The sequence below is a fragment of the Streptomyces sp. NPDC015661 genome, from assembly GCF_043077765.1.
In the GTDB taxonomy this organism is placed as follows: domain Bacteria; phylum Actinomycetota; class Actinomycetes; order Streptomycetales; family Streptomycetaceae; genus Streptomyces.
In genome coordinates this window covers 730,732-747,402 of record NZ_JBIBST010000001.1, presented here as the reverse complement: position 1 = coordinate 747,402, position 16,671 = coordinate 730,732, and the positions used below count along the sequence as shown (strand labels likewise).

At 72.6% G+C, this 16,671-nt stretch carries 15 protein-coding genes; 14 read left to right on the top strand and 1 reads right to left on the bottom strand.

The annotated features are described in order from the left end of the window. Positions 1-3: 3 nt before the first annotated feature. The 14 genes from ACF07V_RS03570 (at position 4) to ACF07V_RS03505 (ending at position 15,558) form a co-directional block, all read left to right on the top strand. Positions 4-1,962 carry a transketolase C-terminal domain-containing protein gene (locus ACF07V_RS03570; RefSeq protein WP_392151192.1) on the top strand — a complete coding sequence of 653 codons (1,959 nt, stop codon included), beginning with the start codon at positions 4-6 and terminating at the stop codon, positions 1,960-1,962. A gap of 59 nt (positions 1,963-2,021) precedes the next feature. Then, positions 2,022-2,696, top strand: a complete 675-nt coding sequence (locus ACF07V_RS03565) for an RraA family protein (RefSeq protein WP_392151191.1) — start codon at positions 2,022-2,024, stop codon at positions 2,694-2,696. Then, a complete protein-coding gene (gene rfbD, locus ACF07V_RS03560; RefSeq protein ID WP_392151371.1) occupies positions 2,696-3,598 on the top strand; it encodes a dTDP-4-dehydrorhamnose reductase in 903 nt (300 codons plus the stop codon). The genes ACF07V_RS03565 and rfbD overlap by 1 nt, the downstream gene beginning before the upstream one ends. Continuing rightward, positions 3,595-4,941 (top strand): D-arabinono-1,4-lactone oxidase, encoded by a 1,347-nt coding sequence (locus tag ACF07V_RS03555; protein ID WP_392151190.1) that lies wholly within the window; start codon positions 3,595-3,597, stop codon positions 4,939-4,941. The genes rfbD and ACF07V_RS03555 overlap by 4 nt, the downstream gene beginning before the upstream one ends. 1 nt (position 4,942) lies before the next feature. Next, a complete protein-coding gene (locus ACF07V_RS03550) occupies positions 4,943-5,605 on the top strand; it encodes an HAD family hydrolase (RefSeq protein ID WP_392151189.1) in 663 nt (220 codons plus the stop codon). Then, positions 5,602-6,594 carry a branched-chain amino acid transaminase gene (locus tag ACF07V_RS03545; protein ID WP_392151188.1) on the top strand — a complete coding sequence of 331 codons (993 nt, stop codon included), beginning with the start codon at positions 5,602-5,604 and terminating at the stop codon, positions 6,592-6,594. Before ACF07V_RS03550 ends, ACF07V_RS03545 begins: the two co-directional genes overlap by 4 nt. 51 nt (positions 6,595-6,645) lie before the next feature. Next, a complete protein-coding gene (locus tag ACF07V_RS03540; RefSeq protein ID WP_392151187.1) occupies positions 6,646-7,608 on the top strand; it encodes a quinone oxidoreductase family protein in 963 nt (320 codons plus the stop codon). A 28-nt stretch (positions 7,609-7,636) separates the two neighbouring features. Next, entirely contained in the window at positions 7,637-8,491 is an 855-nt protein-coding gene (locus tag ACF07V_RS03535; RefSeq protein ID WP_392151186.1) for an aldo/keto reductase, read from the top strand. Next, complete coding sequence (locus tag ACF07V_RS03530) at positions 8,488-9,747, top strand: ATP-grasp domain-containing protein (RefSeq protein WP_392151185.1); 1,260 nt, start codon at positions 8,488-8,490, stop codon at positions 9,745-9,747. The genes ACF07V_RS03535 and ACF07V_RS03530 overlap by 4 nt, the downstream gene beginning before the upstream one ends. A gap of 33 nt (positions 9,748-9,780) precedes the next feature. Beyond that, positions 9,781-10,740: a TauD/TfdA family dioxygenase gene (locus tag ACF07V_RS03525; protein WP_392151184.1), complete on the top strand. Its 960-nt coding sequence runs from the start codon at positions 9,781-9,783 to the stop codon at positions 10,738-10,740. 142 nt (positions 10,741-10,882) lie between these two features. After that, positions 10,883-12,130, top strand: a complete 1,248-nt coding sequence (locus tag ACF07V_RS03520) for an ATP-grasp domain-containing protein (protein WP_392151183.1) — start codon at positions 10,883-10,885, stop codon at positions 12,128-12,130. 32 nt (positions 12,131-12,162) lie between these two features. Next, positions 12,163-13,437: an MFS transporter gene (locus ACF07V_RS03515; RefSeq protein WP_392151182.1), complete on the top strand. Its 1,275-nt coding sequence runs from the start codon at positions 12,163-12,165 to the stop codon at positions 13,435-13,437. A gap of 4 nt (positions 13,438-13,441) precedes the next feature. Then, complete coding sequence (locus ACF07V_RS03510; protein WP_392151181.1) at positions 13,442-14,212, top strand: SDR family oxidoreductase; 771 nt, start codon at positions 13,442-13,444, stop codon at positions 14,210-14,212. After that, entirely contained in the window at positions 14,209-15,558 is a 1,350-nt protein-coding gene (locus tag ACF07V_RS03505) for a hypothetical protein (RefSeq protein WP_392151180.1), read from the top strand. Before ACF07V_RS03510 ends, ACF07V_RS03505 begins: the two co-directional genes overlap by 4 nt. Here ACF07V_RS03505 and ACF07V_RS03500 read toward each other — a convergent pair. Further along, positions 15,542-16,567 (bottom strand): hypothetical protein, encoded by a 1,026-nt coding sequence (locus tag ACF07V_RS03500; protein ID WP_392151179.1) that lies wholly within the window; start codon positions 16,565-16,567, stop codon positions 15,542-15,544. The two genes, ACF07V_RS03505 and ACF07V_RS03500, sit on opposite strands and share 17 nt — an antisense overlap. Between the last annotated feature and the right edge of the window lie 104 nt (positions 16,568-16,671).

The window sequence follows — 16,671 nt, the reverse complement described above, 5'->3', positions numbered from 1 at the left end:
TACATGAACCTGCCCCTGAGCCGGGTTCCGCTCGCGGAGTTCGACCGCGTGCGCACCGGCATCGAAGACCCCTACGAGCGCACGCGGGCATTCTCCGCGCTGTGCCGGATCAACACCCTCTACATGGTGATGCGCGCCGGCTCGGGCCACCTCGGTTCGAGCTTCAGCGCCGCCGACGTCCTCAGCCACCTGCTGCTGAACGAGATGACCGACCCCTGCACCGACGGCGGTGACGTCTACTTCTCCTCCAAGGGGCACGACGCCCCCGGCCTGTACTCGGCCCTGATCGGCTTCGGCGCGCTGCCCGAGGACCTGGTGCACCGGCTGCGCCGGATCGACGGACTGCCCGGACACCCGGACGTGCACACCCCGTTCATGCCGTTCAACACCGGCTCGCTCGGGATGGGCATCTCCAAGGCCAAGGGCCTCATCCTGGCCGACCGGCAGCTCGGCCGCCGGCGCCGCGTGTACGTCATGACCGGCGACGGGGAGCTGCAGGAGGGCCAGAACTGGGAGGCCCTGGGCAGCACCGCCCACCACGCGATGGGCGAGCTGACGGTCGTCGTCGACCACAACAAGATCCAGTCGGACACCTGGGTCGCCGACGTCAACGACCTCGGCGACCTGATCGCGAAGTTCGAGGCGTTCGGCTGGGGCGCGCTGCGCGTCGACGGGCACGACCAGCAGGCTCTGGAGGCGGCCTTCCGCAAGCGGGCCGAGGCGTTCCCGGACCGTCCGGTCGTGATCGTCGCCGACACGATCAAGGGCGGCGGCTGCGCGACCTTCGCCGCGACCTCCATGCCGGCCGACGAGTGGATGTACCAGTACCACAGCGGCGCCCCGAGCGACGAGGACCACCGGTCGGCCCACGCCGAACTGGTCACCGCCGCCGACGAGATCCTGCGCCGCTCGGGCCTGGAGCCGCTGCGCCTCGTGCAGGAGGCGCCGCGCGTCCCGCCCGCGCCGCCGTCCCTGCGGCTGTTCCAGGCGTACGGCGACGAGCTGGCGGCCCAGGCCGAGCAGCGGACGGACATCGTGGCCCTGGACGCGGACCTGGTGCTCGACACCGGTCTGATCCCGTTCTCGGAGCGCCACCCCGACCGCTTCTTCGAGTTCGGGATCGCCGAGCAGGACATGGTCTCGGCGGCCGGCGGGATGGCCGCGGGCGGACTGCTGCCGTTCGTGCACTCCTTCTCCTGCTTCCTGCACTCCCGGCCCAACGAGCAGATCTACAACAACGCGACCGAGGGCCGGAAGGTCGTGTACGCCGGCGCACTGGCCGGACTGCTCCCGGCCCAGCCGGGCCACTCGCACCAGGCGGTGCGCGACGTCAGCGCGATCGGCGCCATGCCGGGCACGGTCGTGCTGCAGCCGGCGAACGCCGCCGGGGCGCGGGCCGCCGTGCGGTACTGCCTGGACACGCCGCACAGCGTCTACCTGCGGATCGCCAGCGTGGCCGTACCGGCGGAGGTCGACGCGCTCGGTGCGGAGGAACTGCGCACCGGCGTCGGCCGGATCGTCCGGGCCGGCGGGCGCACCGTCGCCGTCGGCGCGGGACCGGTGGTCCTGGGCCAGCTGCTGAAGGCCGCCCAGCTGCTCGAAGCCGAAGGCATCGACCTCACGGTCGTGGAACTGCCCTGGCTGAACCGGGTCGACGCCGACTGGCTGACCACCCTCGTGGCCGGCGCGGACCGCCTGATCGTGGTGGAGGACCACTACGTCAAGGGCGGCCAGGCGGACCGGATCGCCCGGACCCTGCTGGAGATCGCCCCCGCCGCGCTGCCGTCCTTCCGGGGCGTCGGTCTCACCGAGGTCCCGCGCTGCGGCACCGACGAGGAGGCCCTCAAGGCCCACGGCCTGCACGCGGAGCAGCTCGCGCGGACCATCCGCGCGGAGGCCTCGGGCACCGGAACCCCCGGCCCGCTGGACCTCGCCTCCCGAGGGGCCACCCCCCGGGTCTGAGCCCGGCCCCGCCCCCGGCAACACCCCCTCTGACACCCGAAACCCGAGGAGTACATCCCGTGAAGACCGTCTACAACGACGTCACCCGCCCCCCGGAGGAGCTCGTCCAGGCCTTCCGCGAGGTGACCGACGAGTACAGCCCGAGCTGCCTCGTCACCGACGCCCGCGCCCGGGTGGGCGGCATCGGCGGCCTGCTGCCCGTCAAGCCGCACCACAAGATCGCCGGCCCCGCGCTCACCGTCGCGCTGTCCATCGACGACCTGGTCGACTGCATGCCGCTGCTCAGCCGCGCCAAGCCCGGTGACGTCATCGTCGTCGCCTGCCACGAGACCAAGCGCACCGCCATGTGGGGCGGGCTGATGTCGACCCTGTCGATGAAGGCGGGCATCGCCGGCGGCATCGTCGACGGCGCGATCCGCGACGTGGACGAGATCCGCGACCTGGACTTCCCGGTCTGGTACCGCAGCACCGTCCCGCGCCCCTCGCCCAGCGCGGTGCACGACCGCACCGAGCCCGTGCAGTTCAACGTCCCCGTGGTCATCGACGGCCAGGTGATCGAGCCGGGCGACATCGTCGTCGCGGACGAGAACGGCATCGCCGTCGTGCCGAAGGACAGCGCCGAGGAGGTCCTGGAGGGCACCCGCTTCCAGATCGGGAAGGAGAAGACGATCCGCGAGAAGATCAACTCCGGTGCCACCCTCGCTCAGCTGCTCGCGGAGTTCGGACACCTGTGATGCGACCCACGCGGATCCTTCTGACCGGTGCCGACGGCATGCTCGGCCGGGCTCTGACGGCTGCTCTCGCCGCGAGCCCGGCCACCCGGGACTGGCCGCTCCTCGGGGTGTCCCTCGCCGACTTCGACATCGCGGACCGGGAGGCGCTGGACTCCTGCGTCGACGCCTTCCGCCCGGACGTGGTGATCCACACGGCCGCGCTGGCCGTCGTCGACACCTGCGAGACCTCCCCGAAGACGGCCCTGCGGGTCAACATCGAGGGCCTGCGCAACATCGCCGCCGCCTGCCGGCGGCACGGGGCCCGGCTGATGTCGCTCTCCAGCGACTACGTCTTCGACGGACTCGGCGCCCCGGCCGGCGGCTACCGGGAGGAGGACCTGCCCAACCCGCTCAGCGTCTACGGACTGACCAAGGTCGCGGGGGAGCGGATCTGCTCCCTCGTCCCCGGCCACCTCAACATCCGCACCTCCTGGCTCTTCGGCGGTGCGGACGAGAAGGTGGACGTGGTCCTGGCGGCGGTGCGGCAGCTGCGCCGGGGCGAGGCCCCGCGGCTGATCCACGACCAGTTCAGCCTGCCGACGTACACCGCCGACCTGGCCGACGCGCTGGTCTTCCTGCTGACCCGCGAGACCCCGGTCACCGGCACGGTGCACATCGCCAACAGCGGCACCGCCAGCTGGTACGAGGTGGGCCAGGAGATCCGCGCCGTGCTCGGCACCGGACCGCAGCCGCTGCCGCTGCCCATGGCGGAGTGCGGGTTCATCGGCGGCCGGCCCGTCGACTCGACCCTCGGCACGGAGCGGCTGGCCGGGCTCGGCCTGGTCCTGCCGCACTGGCGTGACGCCCTGCACCGCTTCCTTGCCGACCTCCCCGCCGACGCCCCCGAGGACGCCGTGAGATGAACACCCGACACCGCTGGCGCACCTGGTCCCACGCGGCCGAGTGCTCCCCGCTGCAGCTGAGCAGGCCGAAGACGGAGGACGGCATAGCCGAGGCCGTGGCACGGGCCGCCCGCGAGGACCTGGTCCTCCGGGCAGCCGGCACCGGCCACTCCTTCAACGCCCTGGCGGCCACCGACGACGCGCTGCTGGACCTCACCCGCTACCGGGGTGTCGTGGCCGTCGACCACGACACCCCCTCGGTCACCGTCCGGGCCGGTACCCGGCTCGGCGAACTGGCCGCCGCCCTGCACCGGGAGGGGCTGGCCCTGCCCAACATCGGCACCCTCGCCGAGCAGACGGTGGCCGGCGCGATCTCCACCGGCAACCACGGCACCGGGCTCGCCCACCCGCCGCTGGCGGCGGAGGTCCTGGCCGTACGCCTGGTGGACGCCGAGGGCGAGGTGCGGCAGCTGACCCGGGAGGACCCCGAACTCCTGGACTGCGCCCGCGTCTCCCTCGGCGCCCTGGGGGTGCTGTCCACGATCACCCTGCGCTGCGTACCGGCGTACAACCTGCGCGCGGTCTCGGGAAGCGAACCGCTGGACGCCGTCCTGGAGCGGTTCGGGCAGTGGGCGGGCAGCGCCGACCACGTGACCCTGTCGTGGCAGCCCTGGGGCGACACGGCGGGCACCCTGGCCTGCCACCGCACGACCGAGCCGGTCACCGCCGGTGGCGACCGGCGGCGCTACCGGACCACGGCCGGCGAGCTGTGGGCCGGCGCGCTGGGACTCGCCGGAGCGGGCGTCCCCGCGGCGGTACCGAGGCTCACGGGCTGGTTCCCCGGCGGCGACACCGACCCGTACACCGGGACCGGGCACCGGGTCCACACCTTCCCGCAGCCGGTGCGCTTCCACGCCCTGGAGCACGCGCTGCCGTTGGAGCGGGTGCCCGAGGCGATGCGCGCCCTGCGGCCGGCGCTGCGCGGCCGCGGCATCCACTCCCCCTACTCGGTGCTGGTGCGCGTCGGCGCCGGCGACGACGCCCCGCTCAGCCCCGCGTACGGCGGACCCACCGGCTATGTGAACCTCACCGTTCCCAGGAGCGCCCGCTACCGGGTGCTGCTGCGCACGGTCGAGGCGGTCATGCGCGAGCACGGCGGCCGGCCGCACTGGGGCAAGGCGCACACCGCGGACGCGGCGGTCCTCGCCGAACGCTACCCGCGCTGGGACGACTTCCAGCGGGTACGGGCACAGCTGGACCCGAAGGGCCGCTTCACCAGCGACTACATCCGCCGCGTCCTGGGTCCGGTACGGGCCCCGGCCCCGGCCGTCGCGCCGGCCGCCGCAGCGGAAGGGGTCCGGTGACATGGCCGTGCGAGCGATCCTCCTCGACTTCGACGGGCTGATCTGCGACACCGAGCAGGCCGCCCGCGACTCCTGGACGACGCTGTTCGCCTCCCACGGGCTCGACTTCCCCGACAGCCTGTGGCGGCGGATGGCAGGCCGGCACGACGGCGAGGAGCTGGCGCTGGCCCGGCTGGCGACCGAGCTGGGCGCCCCGGTGCCCCCGGAGGAGCGGGAGTGGCGGCTCGCGCTGAAGACCGAGCTCTGCCGCGCGCAGGGACTGCGGCCGGGCGTCACCGCCCTCCTTGACGAGGCCGAGCGGCGCGGCGTCGCCGCCCACGTCGTGTCCAGCTCGTCCGCCGACTGGGTGGAGCCGCACCTGCTGCGGCTCGGCGTCCGCGACCGCTTCGCCTCACTGGTGACCGGCGACCTCGTGGAGCGGCGCAAACCCGCACCGGACCTGTACCTGCTCGCCCTGCGCCGGGCCGGCCTGTCCCCACGGGAGGCGTACGCCTTCGAGGACTCCCCGGTCGGTCTGCGCGCCGCGCGTGCCGCCGGACTGCGCTGCGTCCTGGTGCCGTCGGCAGCCGCCGAAGGCGCCGCCCTGGACGGGGCGTTCGCCGTACTCGACTCGCTCGACGAGTTCCATTTCGACCAGCAGACGGAAGGAAGCCTCTCCCGATGAGCGACACCCCTGCCCAGCACCCCGCGGCGCCCGTCCGCGCGGCGGGCGCCCTCGCCAGCCCCGGTGCCGGGCACCCGGACTGGATCTGGCGCAGCGGTGAACTGCTGCCCTGGGAGGAGGCCCGGATCCACGTCAACGCCGTCGGCCACGCCTCGGCCGCCGCCGTCTTCGAGGGCATCAAGGCGTACCGGGCCGCGGACGGCGAGCGCCTGCTGCTGTTCCGGCTGCGCGAGCACCTGGACCGGCTGCGGCTCTCCGCCCGCATCTGCCGTCTCGACCTGCCGTACAGCACCGACGAGATGATCGACGCGGTGGTGCGCACCATCCGGGCCAACGGCTACCGCGACGACGCCTACATCCGCCCCTGGGCCTTCCCCGAAGGCATCATCCGGGAGCAGATGGTGCCCGCCGGCGCCCGCTGCGAACTGGTCGTCGACACCTGGCCGTTCGACAGCGGACTCAAGCGGACGCAAGGCTGCCGCGCGGCCGTCAGCTCCTGGCTGCGCATCGGCGACGCCTCCATGCCGCCCCGGGTCAAGGCGTTCTCCAACTACCACAACGGCCGCCTGGCGCTGATGGAGGCGCGGGAGAACGGCCACGACTGGCCGATCCTGCTCAACGAGCGTCACAAGGTCACCGAGGGCGCCGCCGCCTGCCTCGCGCTGGTCCGCGACGGCGTGGTGATCACCCCCTCGCTGACCAGTGGCGTGCTGGACAGCATCACCCGCTCCACCGCCCTCACCCTGCTGCGCGAGCTCGGCGTGCCCGTCGAGGAGCGCGAGGTGGACCGCAGCGAGCTGTACCTGGCCGACGAGCTGTTCTTCATGGGCACCGCCTGGGAGATCCTCCCGGTCACCTCGATCGACGGCCTGCCGGTCGGCACGGGCCAGCCCGGGCCGGTCACCGCGCGGTTGGAGGCCGCGTACACCCGGCTGGTGCGCGGCGAGAGCGACGAGCACCGCGACTGGTTCACCGAACTGCCCCTCTGAGAAGCGGCTTCGCGGTGCCGCATCGAGCAGCGATTCCAGGAAGGACACGTGATGAGAGCCATCGTGGTGACCGAGCCGGGAGGCCCGGAGGTACTGCGGTACGTGACGGCCGCCGACCCCCGCCCGGGACCGGGCGAGGTACTGGTCGCCGTGGAGGCGGCAGGCGTCAACTTCATCGACGTGCAGCTGCGCTCCGGCCGCTACCCGGCCCGCTACCCGCTGATCCCCGGCCAGGAGGCCGCGGGCCGGGTGGTGGAGACGGGGCCCGGCGTGGACGGCCTGCGCCCCGGTGACCGCGTCGGCTGGGTCAACCTGCCCGGCGCGTACGCCGAACTGGCCGTGATCCCCGCCGACCGGGCGGTGCCGCTGCCCGACGAGGTGGACGCCGCGACGGCGGCGACGGTGCTGCTGCAGGGCATGACGGCGCACTACCTGGTGCACGACAGCCACAACGTGCGCCCCGGGGAGACGGTGCTGGTGCAGGCGGCGGCCGGCGGACTCGGCCAGCTGCTCGTGCGGTGGGTGAAACTGCTCGGCGGGCGCGTGATCGGCACCGTCTCCTCGGCCGAGAAGGCGGAGGCGGCACGGCACGCGGGCGCGGACGAGGTCATCGGCTACGAGGACGTGCCCGCCCAGGTCCGCCGGCTGACCGGCGGCGAGGGCGTGGCGGCGGTGTACGACGGCGTGGGCGGGCCCACCTTCGAAGGCTCCCTGGGCGCCCTGCGGCCCCGGGGCACGCTCGTGATGCACGGCAGGGCGGGCGGGGCGGTGCCGCCGCTGGACCTGGAGCGGCTCAACGCGGGCGGCTCGCTGAGCGTGACCCGCCCCAACCTCGACCACTTCATCGCGGGCCCCGCCGAACTGCGCACCCGGGCCGCGGAAGTACTGGACCGGGTGGCCACCGGAGAGCTGTCCGTCTCCTGCGGCGCCGTCCACCCCCTGGAGCGGGCGGCGGACGCGCACGCCCGGCTGGAGAGCCGCCACTCCACGGGCAAGCTCCTGCTCACGACGTGAGCGCGGACCACACACGAAAGGAAAGACGTTGACCCACCCCACCATCACCATCGGAGGCGACCTCACGGTCGGCCGCCTCGGGTTCGGCGCCATGCGGATCACCGGTCCGCAGGTCTGGGGGCCGCCCGCCGACGTGCCGGGCGCCCTCAAGCTGGTCCGCCGGGCCGTCGAGCTGGGCATCACCTTCATCGACACCGCCGACTCCTACGGCCCCGGGGTCAGCGAGGAGCTGCTGGCCGAGGCGCTGCACCCGTACCCCGAGGGCCTGGTCATCGCGACCAAGGCCGGCCAGAGCCGCCCCTCGGCGGCCGAGTGGCAGCCCCTGGGCCGACCCGAATACCTGCGCCAGCAGGCGGAGCTGAGCCTGCGCAGGCTGCGCCTCGAACGCATCGACCTGTTCCAGCTGCACCGCATCGACCCGCAGGTCCCGCTGGCCGACCAGCTGGGCGCGCTCAAGCAGCTCCAGGACGAGGGCAAGATCCGCCACATCGGCCTCTCCCAGGTCTCGGTCGCCCAGCTGGAGGAGGCCCGGCGTCACGTCGAGGTCGTCAGCGTGCAGAACCTCTACAACCTCACCCGGCGCGAGGACGACGACGTGCTGGACTACTGCGAGCGCGAGGGCCTGGCGTTCATCCCCTGGCTGCCCATCGCCCGCGGCGCACACGCCGTCGCCGACGGCCCGCTGGCCGAGGTCGCCGCCGAGCTGGGCGCCACCCCCGCCCAGGTCTCCCTGGCCTGGCTGCTGCACCGCTCGCCGGCCGTGCTGCCCATCCCGGGCACGTCCTCCCCCGCCCACCTGGAGGAGAACACCGCCGCCGCCCGGCTGGAGCTCACCGCCGAGCAGTTCGCGCGTCTCGCGGCCACCGAGGGGGAGACGGCGTGAGCATCCTGATCCTGCAGAGGAAGAACCTCAGCCGCCGCCGCCACCTGGAGCGGGCGAGGAGCTACGCCACGCAGCACGGCGAGCGGTTGCTGCTGATGATGAAGGACCCCACCTGGGAGGCCGAGTACGTCGACCGGGTGGTCGTCGCGGACACCTCCGACCTGACGGAGACCGAGGCCGCCGTCAAGCAGCTGGTGGACGACGAGGACGAGCCGGTCCGCGCCGTGGTGACCTTCACCGACAGCGGGGTGCCCATGGCGGCCCGGGTGGCGGCCGTGCTGGGCCTGCCCGCGGTGAGCGAGCGCACCGCCTATCTGGCCCGCGACAAGTTCGCCATGCGGCAGGCGGCGGCCGAGGGCGGTGTCGCCCAGCCGGCCTTCGACCTGGCGCGGACCGTGGACGAGGCGAAGGAGAAGGCCGCCCGGATCGGCTACCCGCTGATCCTCAAGCCCTTCATCGGCTACGGAAGCATGTACGTCCGCAGGATCGACGACGAGCAGGACCTCGAGGAGCACTTCGAGGAGCTGCGGACCGGGGCCTGGGAGGGCTTCGACTGGGATCCGCTGTACGCCGAGGCGCTCCGGCTCTACGAAGGGGCGCTGCTCCTGGAGGAGTTCGTGCCCGGCGCCGAGGTCAGCGTCGAGTCGCTGATCGTCGACGGCGAGACCCGGGTGGTCGCGGTCCACGACAAGCCGCTGCCCACCGGACCCACCTTCGAGGAGGTCTACGCCTGCACCCCCACCCGGCTGCCCGCCCATGTGGTGCGGCGGCTGGAGGAGGCCACCGCCCGGGTGCACGAGGCGCTGGGCATCAGCACCGGCGGCAGCCACGTGGAGTTCCGGCTGCGCGGTGAGGAGCCCGTGCTCCTCGAAGCCGCCGCCCGGCTCGGCGGAGGTCCGATCTGCCGCTCCGTGCAGCTCAGCACGGGCGTCGACATGGTCGGCGCGGTCCTCGACCTGGCCTGCGGCCGGACGCCGCGGATCGAGCCGGCCGAGCGCACGACACACGTGGGCTTCTGGAACATCTTCCCCGCCGAGCCCGGCTTCCTCACGGAGGTCGAAGGCCGGGACCGGGCCGTCGAGGACCCCCGGGTGGACGAGATCCAGATCTACCGCGAGCCCGGCGAGTACCTCGACGTCCCGCCGCGCACCTTCCAGAGCCACGGACACCTGATCTTCAAGGTCGACGGGGCCGAAGACCTGGACGGCACCTTCGAGGAACTGGTCCGCACCGTGCGGCTGCGGACGCGTCCCTGAAGTGTCTCCGTCCCCGCAATCATGGAGGAGTACGTGACCATACCCCTGCAGCTGTCCGAGCACTCCGTGGACGACCACACGCGGGACGTGCTGGCGAAGGAGATCGGCGACCGCCTCGCGGACGCCGAGTTCGACCCGGACCGGGAGACGGCGATCCTCGCCAGGATCGGCGCGCACGTCCTGCGCGGCAGACTGCCCGCGGACGTCCTGGACGCCGTCACCTCCTTCACCGGATCCGGCTGCCACGCCCTGCTGGTCGACAACCTGGTGGTGCCGAAGGCCCCGCCGACCCCGGTGAACGGCTTCTGCGACGAGGCGCCGCTGGCGGTGGTGAACGCCATCCAGTTCGGCATGATCCAGCTGCTCGGCCTGACCCCGTTCGCCGTCCCGTACGAGAACGAGGGCCGGCTCATCCGCAACGTCGTGCCCAACCCCGCCGCCGCCGGGCAGACCAGCTCCTGGGGCTCCGACGCGGAGTTCTTCTGGCACACGGACAACCCCCATCTGCCCTTCGGGGAGGAGGGGTACGACCCCAGGCCGTACGTGCCGCGCTATCTGACCTTCTGCACCCTGCGCAACCTGGAGGAGGTCCCCACCGAGCTGATGTCCGTCGAGTCGGCGACCCGCAGGCTGGACCAGGAGCTCGGGCGACTGCTGGCCTCCGCCTCGTACGAGATCAGCGCCCCCGACTCCAACGACGCCTCCGACGAAGGCGACCGTCTCGCGCTGCGCGACGCTCCCGTCCTGGAACACTCGGAGACGGGCCTGCGCGTCCGCTTCGACCTCGGCACCACCAGCTCCCGCCGCAGCGAGGCGACGACCGCCCTCGCCTCCTGGGCCGACGCCCTCACCGACGGCCCCGCCTGGGAGCCGGTGCTGCGGGCGGGACAGTTCCTGGCCTTCGACAACTACCGCGTCCTGCACCGGCGCAAGGCGTTCACCGCCCGGTGCGACGACAACGCGCGATGGCTGCGCCGCTGCTACGCGAGCTGAGCCACCCGCACCCCGGTGTCCGCAAGTCGCCAGTCCGCTAGCGGTCACCGCCCGGTCGACGGCGCGCCCCCGCCCGCCGTGCCACCGTTTCAGCGGCTCCCCCCGCTTCACCGACCCCGAAACCCCGAAAGGCAGGACAGCCATGCCCAGAATCGCCCTGATAGGCGGTAACGCCCGGCCGATCACCACCGCCCACGAGCTGGGGGTGGACGTCGTGCTCGTCCACGAGGAGGGACGGTACGAGCCGGACTTCGCCGACTACTGCTCGCAGATCCTCCACGCCCCGATCGGCGACAGCGCCGCCATCCTGAAGGTGCTCGGCCCCCTGCACGCCGAGGAGCCCTTCGACGCCGTCCTGTCGGCCACCGAGTACGCGGCCATCGCGGCCGGCGAGGTCGCCGACGCGCTCGGCGTGCCCGGCACCACCGCCCGTACCGCGCGCGCCCTCAAGGACAAGGCCGAGACCCGGCGGCTGCTCGACGAGCACGACCTGTCCCCGATCCGCCACGCCATGGTCGCCAGCGAGCAGGAGACGGCGGACTTCGCCGAGTCCGTCGGCGGCCGGATCGTCGTCAAGCCCGCGGACGGCGTCGCCAGCCTGCACGTCCACGTCGTGGAGTCCCGCGAGGACGCGGCGACCGCCTTCAAGCACCTGAGGGAGGCCGGTTACACGCGTGCCATCGCCGAGGAGTACCTCGAAGGACCGGTCGTGAGCGTCGACACCTTCTCCCACCGGGGCAGGCACGTCGTCTTCGGCATGTCCGAGTACCAGATGAACGACCGCTTCGTGGAGTGGGAGGTCAGCACGCCCAGCCGGGTCGCCGCCCCCCACCGGGCCGAGCTGACCGAGCTCGTCGGCCGGCTCCTCGACGTCGTCGGTCTCACCGACGGCCCCGCGCACAGCGAGTTCGTCCTCACCCCCAACGGCCCGAAGGTGCTGGAGTCCCACGACCGCTTCGCCGGCAGCGGGGCCCCCGAACTCGTCCGCCGCGCCTGCGGCGTCGACCTGTACCGGATGTTCCTCGCCGTGCAGCTGGGCTTCGAGGAGCTTCCGCAGACCTCGCCCGTCAACGACCACGGGGCCGCGATCCGCTTCTTCACCCCCCAGCCCGGCACCCTCAAGGAGATCACCGGCCTCGACACCGTGGACGCCCTCGTCCTCACCGTCCCCCCGGGCGAGGCCAAGGGCAACATCGTGCCGCTGCTCTCCCGGACCCGGGAGGCCGAGGTCGTCGTCGTCATCACCCGTCACCCCGGCGACACCCTGCCCGAGCTGCGGTCGGTGAAGGACTGCAGCTCCGGCTACGTGATCGCCACGGGCAAGGACGCCGACGAGGCCACCGCCATCTGCGAGCGCGTCGTCAGCCAGATCTCCTTCCACGTCGAATAGGCCGACGCGCCCCAGCAGAGGAGAACCCGGAGATGACCACCCTCCAGCCCGCCACGCAGGCGGCGCCCCCCGCACCACCGTCGGTGATGCGCCACCCCGGCTTCCGCCGGCTGTTCACCGCCGCCGCCGCGGGGAAGCTCGGCACCCAGATCGGCTACGTGGCGATCCCGCTCCTGGCCGTCACCACCCTGCACGCCGGCGCCGGCCAGGTCGGACTGCTCGCCACCCTCAGCACCCTGTCGTTCCTGCTGATCGGCCTGCCCGCCGGAGCCTGGGTGGACCGGATGCGCCGCCGTCGCGTCATGATCGCCGCCGATCTGTCACGGGGTCTGCTGCTCGGCTCCGTCCCGGTGGCCTGGCTCATGGACTCCCTCACCATGAACCAGCTGTACGCCGTCGTCCTGCTCTCCGGAGTGGCGACCGTCTTCGCCGAGGTCGGCCAGCAGAGCTACCTGCCGCAGCTCGTCGACCGCGACCAGCTGCCCGCCGCCAACTCCGCCCTGGTCAGCGTGGACGCACTCAACCAGCTCGCGGGGCGCAGCGTCGGCGGCTTCCTCGTCCAGCTGGTGGCCGCGCCCGCCGCGATCGCGGTGAACGCGCTCACCGACCTGTGGTCGGCGGCGTGGATCGCCACGATCCGCCAGCCGGACGTACGCCCCGAGCGCACCGCGCAGCGCAACCTCGTCAAGGAGGTCAACGAGGGACTGCGGTTCGTCCTCAAGCAGCCGGTGCTGCGCGCCGTCGCCGCGGCCGGCGCGATGAACAACCTCTCCATCCAGGTCAGCGTCACCATGCTGCCGGTGGTCTTCGTCAACGAACTCGGGCTCTCCGAGGGCGCCGTCGGCCTCTACCTCGCCGTCGGCGGCATCGGAGTCTTCCTGGGCGCGCGGTCCTCCCGCCGCATCGGCGAGTGGCTCGGCCAGGGCCGCACCCTGTGGATCCTCGGGCTCGCGGTGGCCCCCTTCGCCCTCCTCGTGCCGCTCGTCGACCGCGGTACGGGGCTGTGGCTGGCCGGGCTGTCCTGGCTGCTGACGACCTTCCGGGTCGGCGTGAACAACGTCATCCAGGTCAGCTTCCGCCAGCGCTGCACCCCCGGGGAGCTGCTCGGCCGGATGAACGCCACGATGCGTTTCCTGCTGACCGGCGCCCTGGCCGTCGGAGCGGCGCTGGCCGGCTCCCTCGGTGCCGCCGCCGGACCGCGCGCCGCGCTGTGGGCCGGTGCCATCGGCATGGCCCTGGTCTGGATCCCGATCTTCCTTTCCCCGCTGCGCACGATGCGCACCTGGCCCGACGACCTGGAGAACTGAACCGATGTCCCCTACCGCGGTCATCACCGGAGCGAGCGGCGGCATCGGCGCCGCCACCGCAGAGGCGCTGGTCAAGGCGGGCTACGACGTGGTCGTGGTCGCCCGCCGTGCCGACCGTCTTGCGGACCTCGCCGCCCGCACGGGCGGCCGGGCCCACCAGCTCGACGTCACCGACGCCTCGGCCGTCGCCGACTTCGCCGCCACCCTCGACCGCTGCGACGTGCTGGTGAACATCGCCGGCGGCGCCTTCGACGCCTCACCCGTGGCGACGGGAGACCCGGCGTCCTGGCTCACGACGTACGAGGTCAACGTCCTCGGCACACTGCACATGACGCAGGCCCTGCTGCCCCTGCTGGGGGCCGACGGGGGCGGCACGATCGTGAACCTCACCTCCACGGCGGCGTCCGTCAACTACGAGAGCGGCGGCAGCTACAGCGCCGCCAAGCACGCGGCGCACGCCCTTTCCGAGACCCTCCGGCTGGAGCTGGCGGGGCAGCCGGTGCGCGTCGTCGAGATCGCGCCCGGCATGGTGCACACCGAGGAGTTCGCCCTCAACCGCTTCCACGGCGACCGCGCCAAGGCCGACGCGGTCTACGCCGGCGTCGACGGTCCCCTGCGCGCCGAGGACGTCGCCGAATGCGTGCGGTGGGCGGTGACGCTGCCCGCGCACGTCAACATCGACCGGCTCGTCGTGCGCCCGCTCGCCCAGGCGGCGCAGCACAAGGTGCACCGGGGGCCGATCTTCGCCACCACCACCGAGGAGAAGCAGCCGTGACCGACCGCGTCACCGAGGCGTACCTGGCGGCAGTCGCCTCCTCCGGGGAACTGGCGCACGCCATGGAGCAGACGGCGTTCCCGCCCGCGTTCGCCGCCTCCTGCGCCCACCGCCTGCTCCCGCGCCCCTGCTTCATCCCGGAGCGGGAGATACGGGGCTTCGCCGACGAACTCGCCCGGCTGTTCGACCTGCTGGTCTCCCTGCCGGGCCGGCTCTTCGACGGCGACCTGCGCCGGTACTGCGCGGCCCTGGGCATCGACGAGCGCAAGACCGCGCTGATGACCCGCCTCGGCGGGCACACCCCGCCGATGCACGGGCGCGCCGACCTCTATCACGACGGCGAGTCGTTCAAGGTCCTGGAGTTCAACCTGGGCACCCAGCTCGGCGGCACCGACCGCGCCGAGATCAGCAGGGCGCTCCTGGAGGTTCCTGCCTTCCGGTCCTTCGCGGAGGAGCACCGGCTGGACTACGTGCACACCGGCCGGGTGCTCGCCGGGCTGCTGCGCGAGGTCGCGGAGCCGGTCGCCCGCGGCGAGGAGCCGGTCGTCGCCTTCCTGGAGGCGGACGGCGGACTCGCCCCGTACCGCCACCTCGTCGACTCCTTCGCGGAGATGATGAAGGGCCTGGGCATCGACCTGCGCGTCGGTGAGGTCGGCCAGACCCGCGAGCGCGGCGGGAAGCTGTACCTGGACGGCGCTCCGATCGACGTCGTGCTGCGCTACTTCTCCGTCGACCAGCTCTGCCAGGGCACCGGAGGGGAGGAGGCCGCCGAGGCGGTGTTCCGGGCGCACGAGGCCGGCGGAACGATCCTCTACACGCCGCTGGAGAGCTTCCTCTACGGCAACAAGGGCACCATGGCGATGCTCTCCGACCCGCGCTGGCGCGAGGCGTTCGACGCGGACGAGGCGGCGCTGATCGACCGCGTACTGCCGTGGACCCGCACGCTCACCCCCGGCCTCGTGGAGGCCGAGGGGACGAGCGTGGACCTGCTCGACTACTGCCGCACCCGCAAGGACGAGCTGATCCTCAAGCCGCGCGGCGACTTCGGCGGGGCGGGCATCGTGCCGGGCTGGGAGCTCTCCGAGCAGGACTGGAAGGAGCGGCTGCGCGAGTGCCTCGACGCGAGTTACGTCGTGCAGCGGCGCGTCCTGCCGCGCGCGGAGCCGATGTACGACCCGGCGACCGGCACCCTCACGGACTGGGCGGCGACCTGGGACGCCTTCATCACTCCGCACGGATACGCCGGCTCGCACATCAGGGCGCTGCCCCGCGAGCAGGTCGGCGTCGTCGGCATGGGCGCGAACCCGGCCTGCCGGACGAGCGGGGTGTTCAGCTTCCCGGAGTGAGGGGCCCCACTTCCTCCTCGTCCTGCAGAAGTCCCAGGCGGGCGGCCTTCACGCCCGCCTGGAAGCGGCTGACCGCGCCGATCTCCTCCGTGATCCCCGTGATGTACCGACGGCAGGTGCGGGTGGCCATGCCGAGCCGGCGGGCGATGACGTCGTCCTTCAGCCCGGCGGCCATCAGCAGCAGGATCCGGCCGCGCAGCTCCTCCGCCGCCTGCTGGTAGTCGTGGCGGCTCGCCTCGAAGTCCTGAGCCGACTGCCAGATGCTCTCGAAGGTGCGGTACATGAAGTTCACGACCGTCGGATCGGTGACGATCGCCGCACCGGGGACCTGCCGGCCGGACCGGGCCGCCGGTACGAACACGGTTTCGGCGTCGAAGATGATCAGGCGCTCGAAGGGCTCACCGGTGGTGCGGATCTGCGCGCCCTCTTCGGCGACCTGGCGCACGTAGTTGCGGGTGGTGAGGCTGGCGCGGGCGGTGTGCTGGTAGAGCGTGCGCATCTGCACCCCGCGGTTGAGCAGGTCCAGCGTGGGGGGCAGGACCGCCCGGATGGTCTCCGCGCTGCGCCCGCCGCCGGGCTGCATGGTCACCATCTCCTTGACGCAGCGGCGCATCATGAGCGCGACTTCCTGCTGGACGTCGGCGGGGTCGGTCAGTACCCGTATGGTCTCCTGGGTGCGCTGGGCGCGGGTGTGTTCCCGGTAGGGCCCGGTGAACTGGTCGAGTACGTGGTGGAGTCTGGCGAGTTCCTGCTGGCCGCTCTGGATCCGCTGCTCCAGCGGCAGCCGTAGTTCCACTTCGGCGACTTCCGGGTCGACGGGACGCCAGCCCTCGTCTGGGTTTCCTTCGGCGAGCAGTCTCAGCTTGCTGAGGTAGACCCTTATCCGGTGGGCCGTGGCTTCGTCACAGCCGACGTCCCGGGCTATTTCCGTGGTGTGGAATTCCCCGTGTTCGAGCGCCGCGGAGTACGCGCGCAAGGACAGGACCGCGAGTTCGGAGCGAGTGGTCAACAAAGCTCCCCCGTGCATGGTGTTGGCCGAATGCTTACTTGTCGAGAGCCTAGGTTAGGTGTTCTTCCTTTGAGGCTTGTGAAGGAGTGATGGAGGTCTCGGCG

Excerpts from the sequence above, each read along its gene's own strand:
- ACF07V_RS03570 (WP_392151192.1), top strand. The coding sequence starts at position 4 with ATGAACCTGCCCCTGAGCCGGGTTCCGCTCGCGGAGTTCGACCGCGTG.
- rfbD (WP_392151371.1), top strand. The coding sequence starts at position 2,696 with ATGCGACCCACGCGGATCCTTCTGACCGGTGCCGACGGCATGCTCGGC.
- ACF07V_RS03555 (WP_392151190.1), top strand. The coding sequence starts at position 3,595 with ATGAACACCCGACACCGCTGGCGCACCTGGTCCCACGCGGCCGAGTGC.
- ACF07V_RS03550 (WP_392151189.1), top strand. The coding sequence starts at position 4,943 with ATGGCCGTGCGAGCGATCCTCCTCGACTTCGACGGGCTGATCTGCGAC.
- ACF07V_RS03545 (WP_392151188.1), top strand. The coding sequence starts at position 5,602 with ATGAGCGACACCCCTGCCCAGCACCCCGCGGCGCCCGTCCGCGCGGCG.
- ACF07V_RS03540 (WP_392151187.1), top strand. The coding sequence starts at position 6,646 with ATGAGAGCCATCGTGGTGACCGAGCCGGGAGGCCCGGAGGTACTGCGG.
- ACF07V_RS03520 (WP_392151183.1), top strand. The coding sequence starts at position 10,883 with ATGCCCAGAATCGCCCTGATAGGCGGTAACGCCCGGCCGATCACCACC.
- ACF07V_RS03515 (WP_392151182.1), top strand. The coding sequence starts at position 12,163 with ATGACCACCCTCCAGCCCGCCACGCAGGCGGCGCCCCCCGCACCACCG.
- ACF07V_RS03510 (WP_392151181.1), top strand. The coding sequence starts at position 13,442 with ATGTCCCCTACCGCGGTCATCACCGGAGCGAGCGGCGGCATCGGCGCC.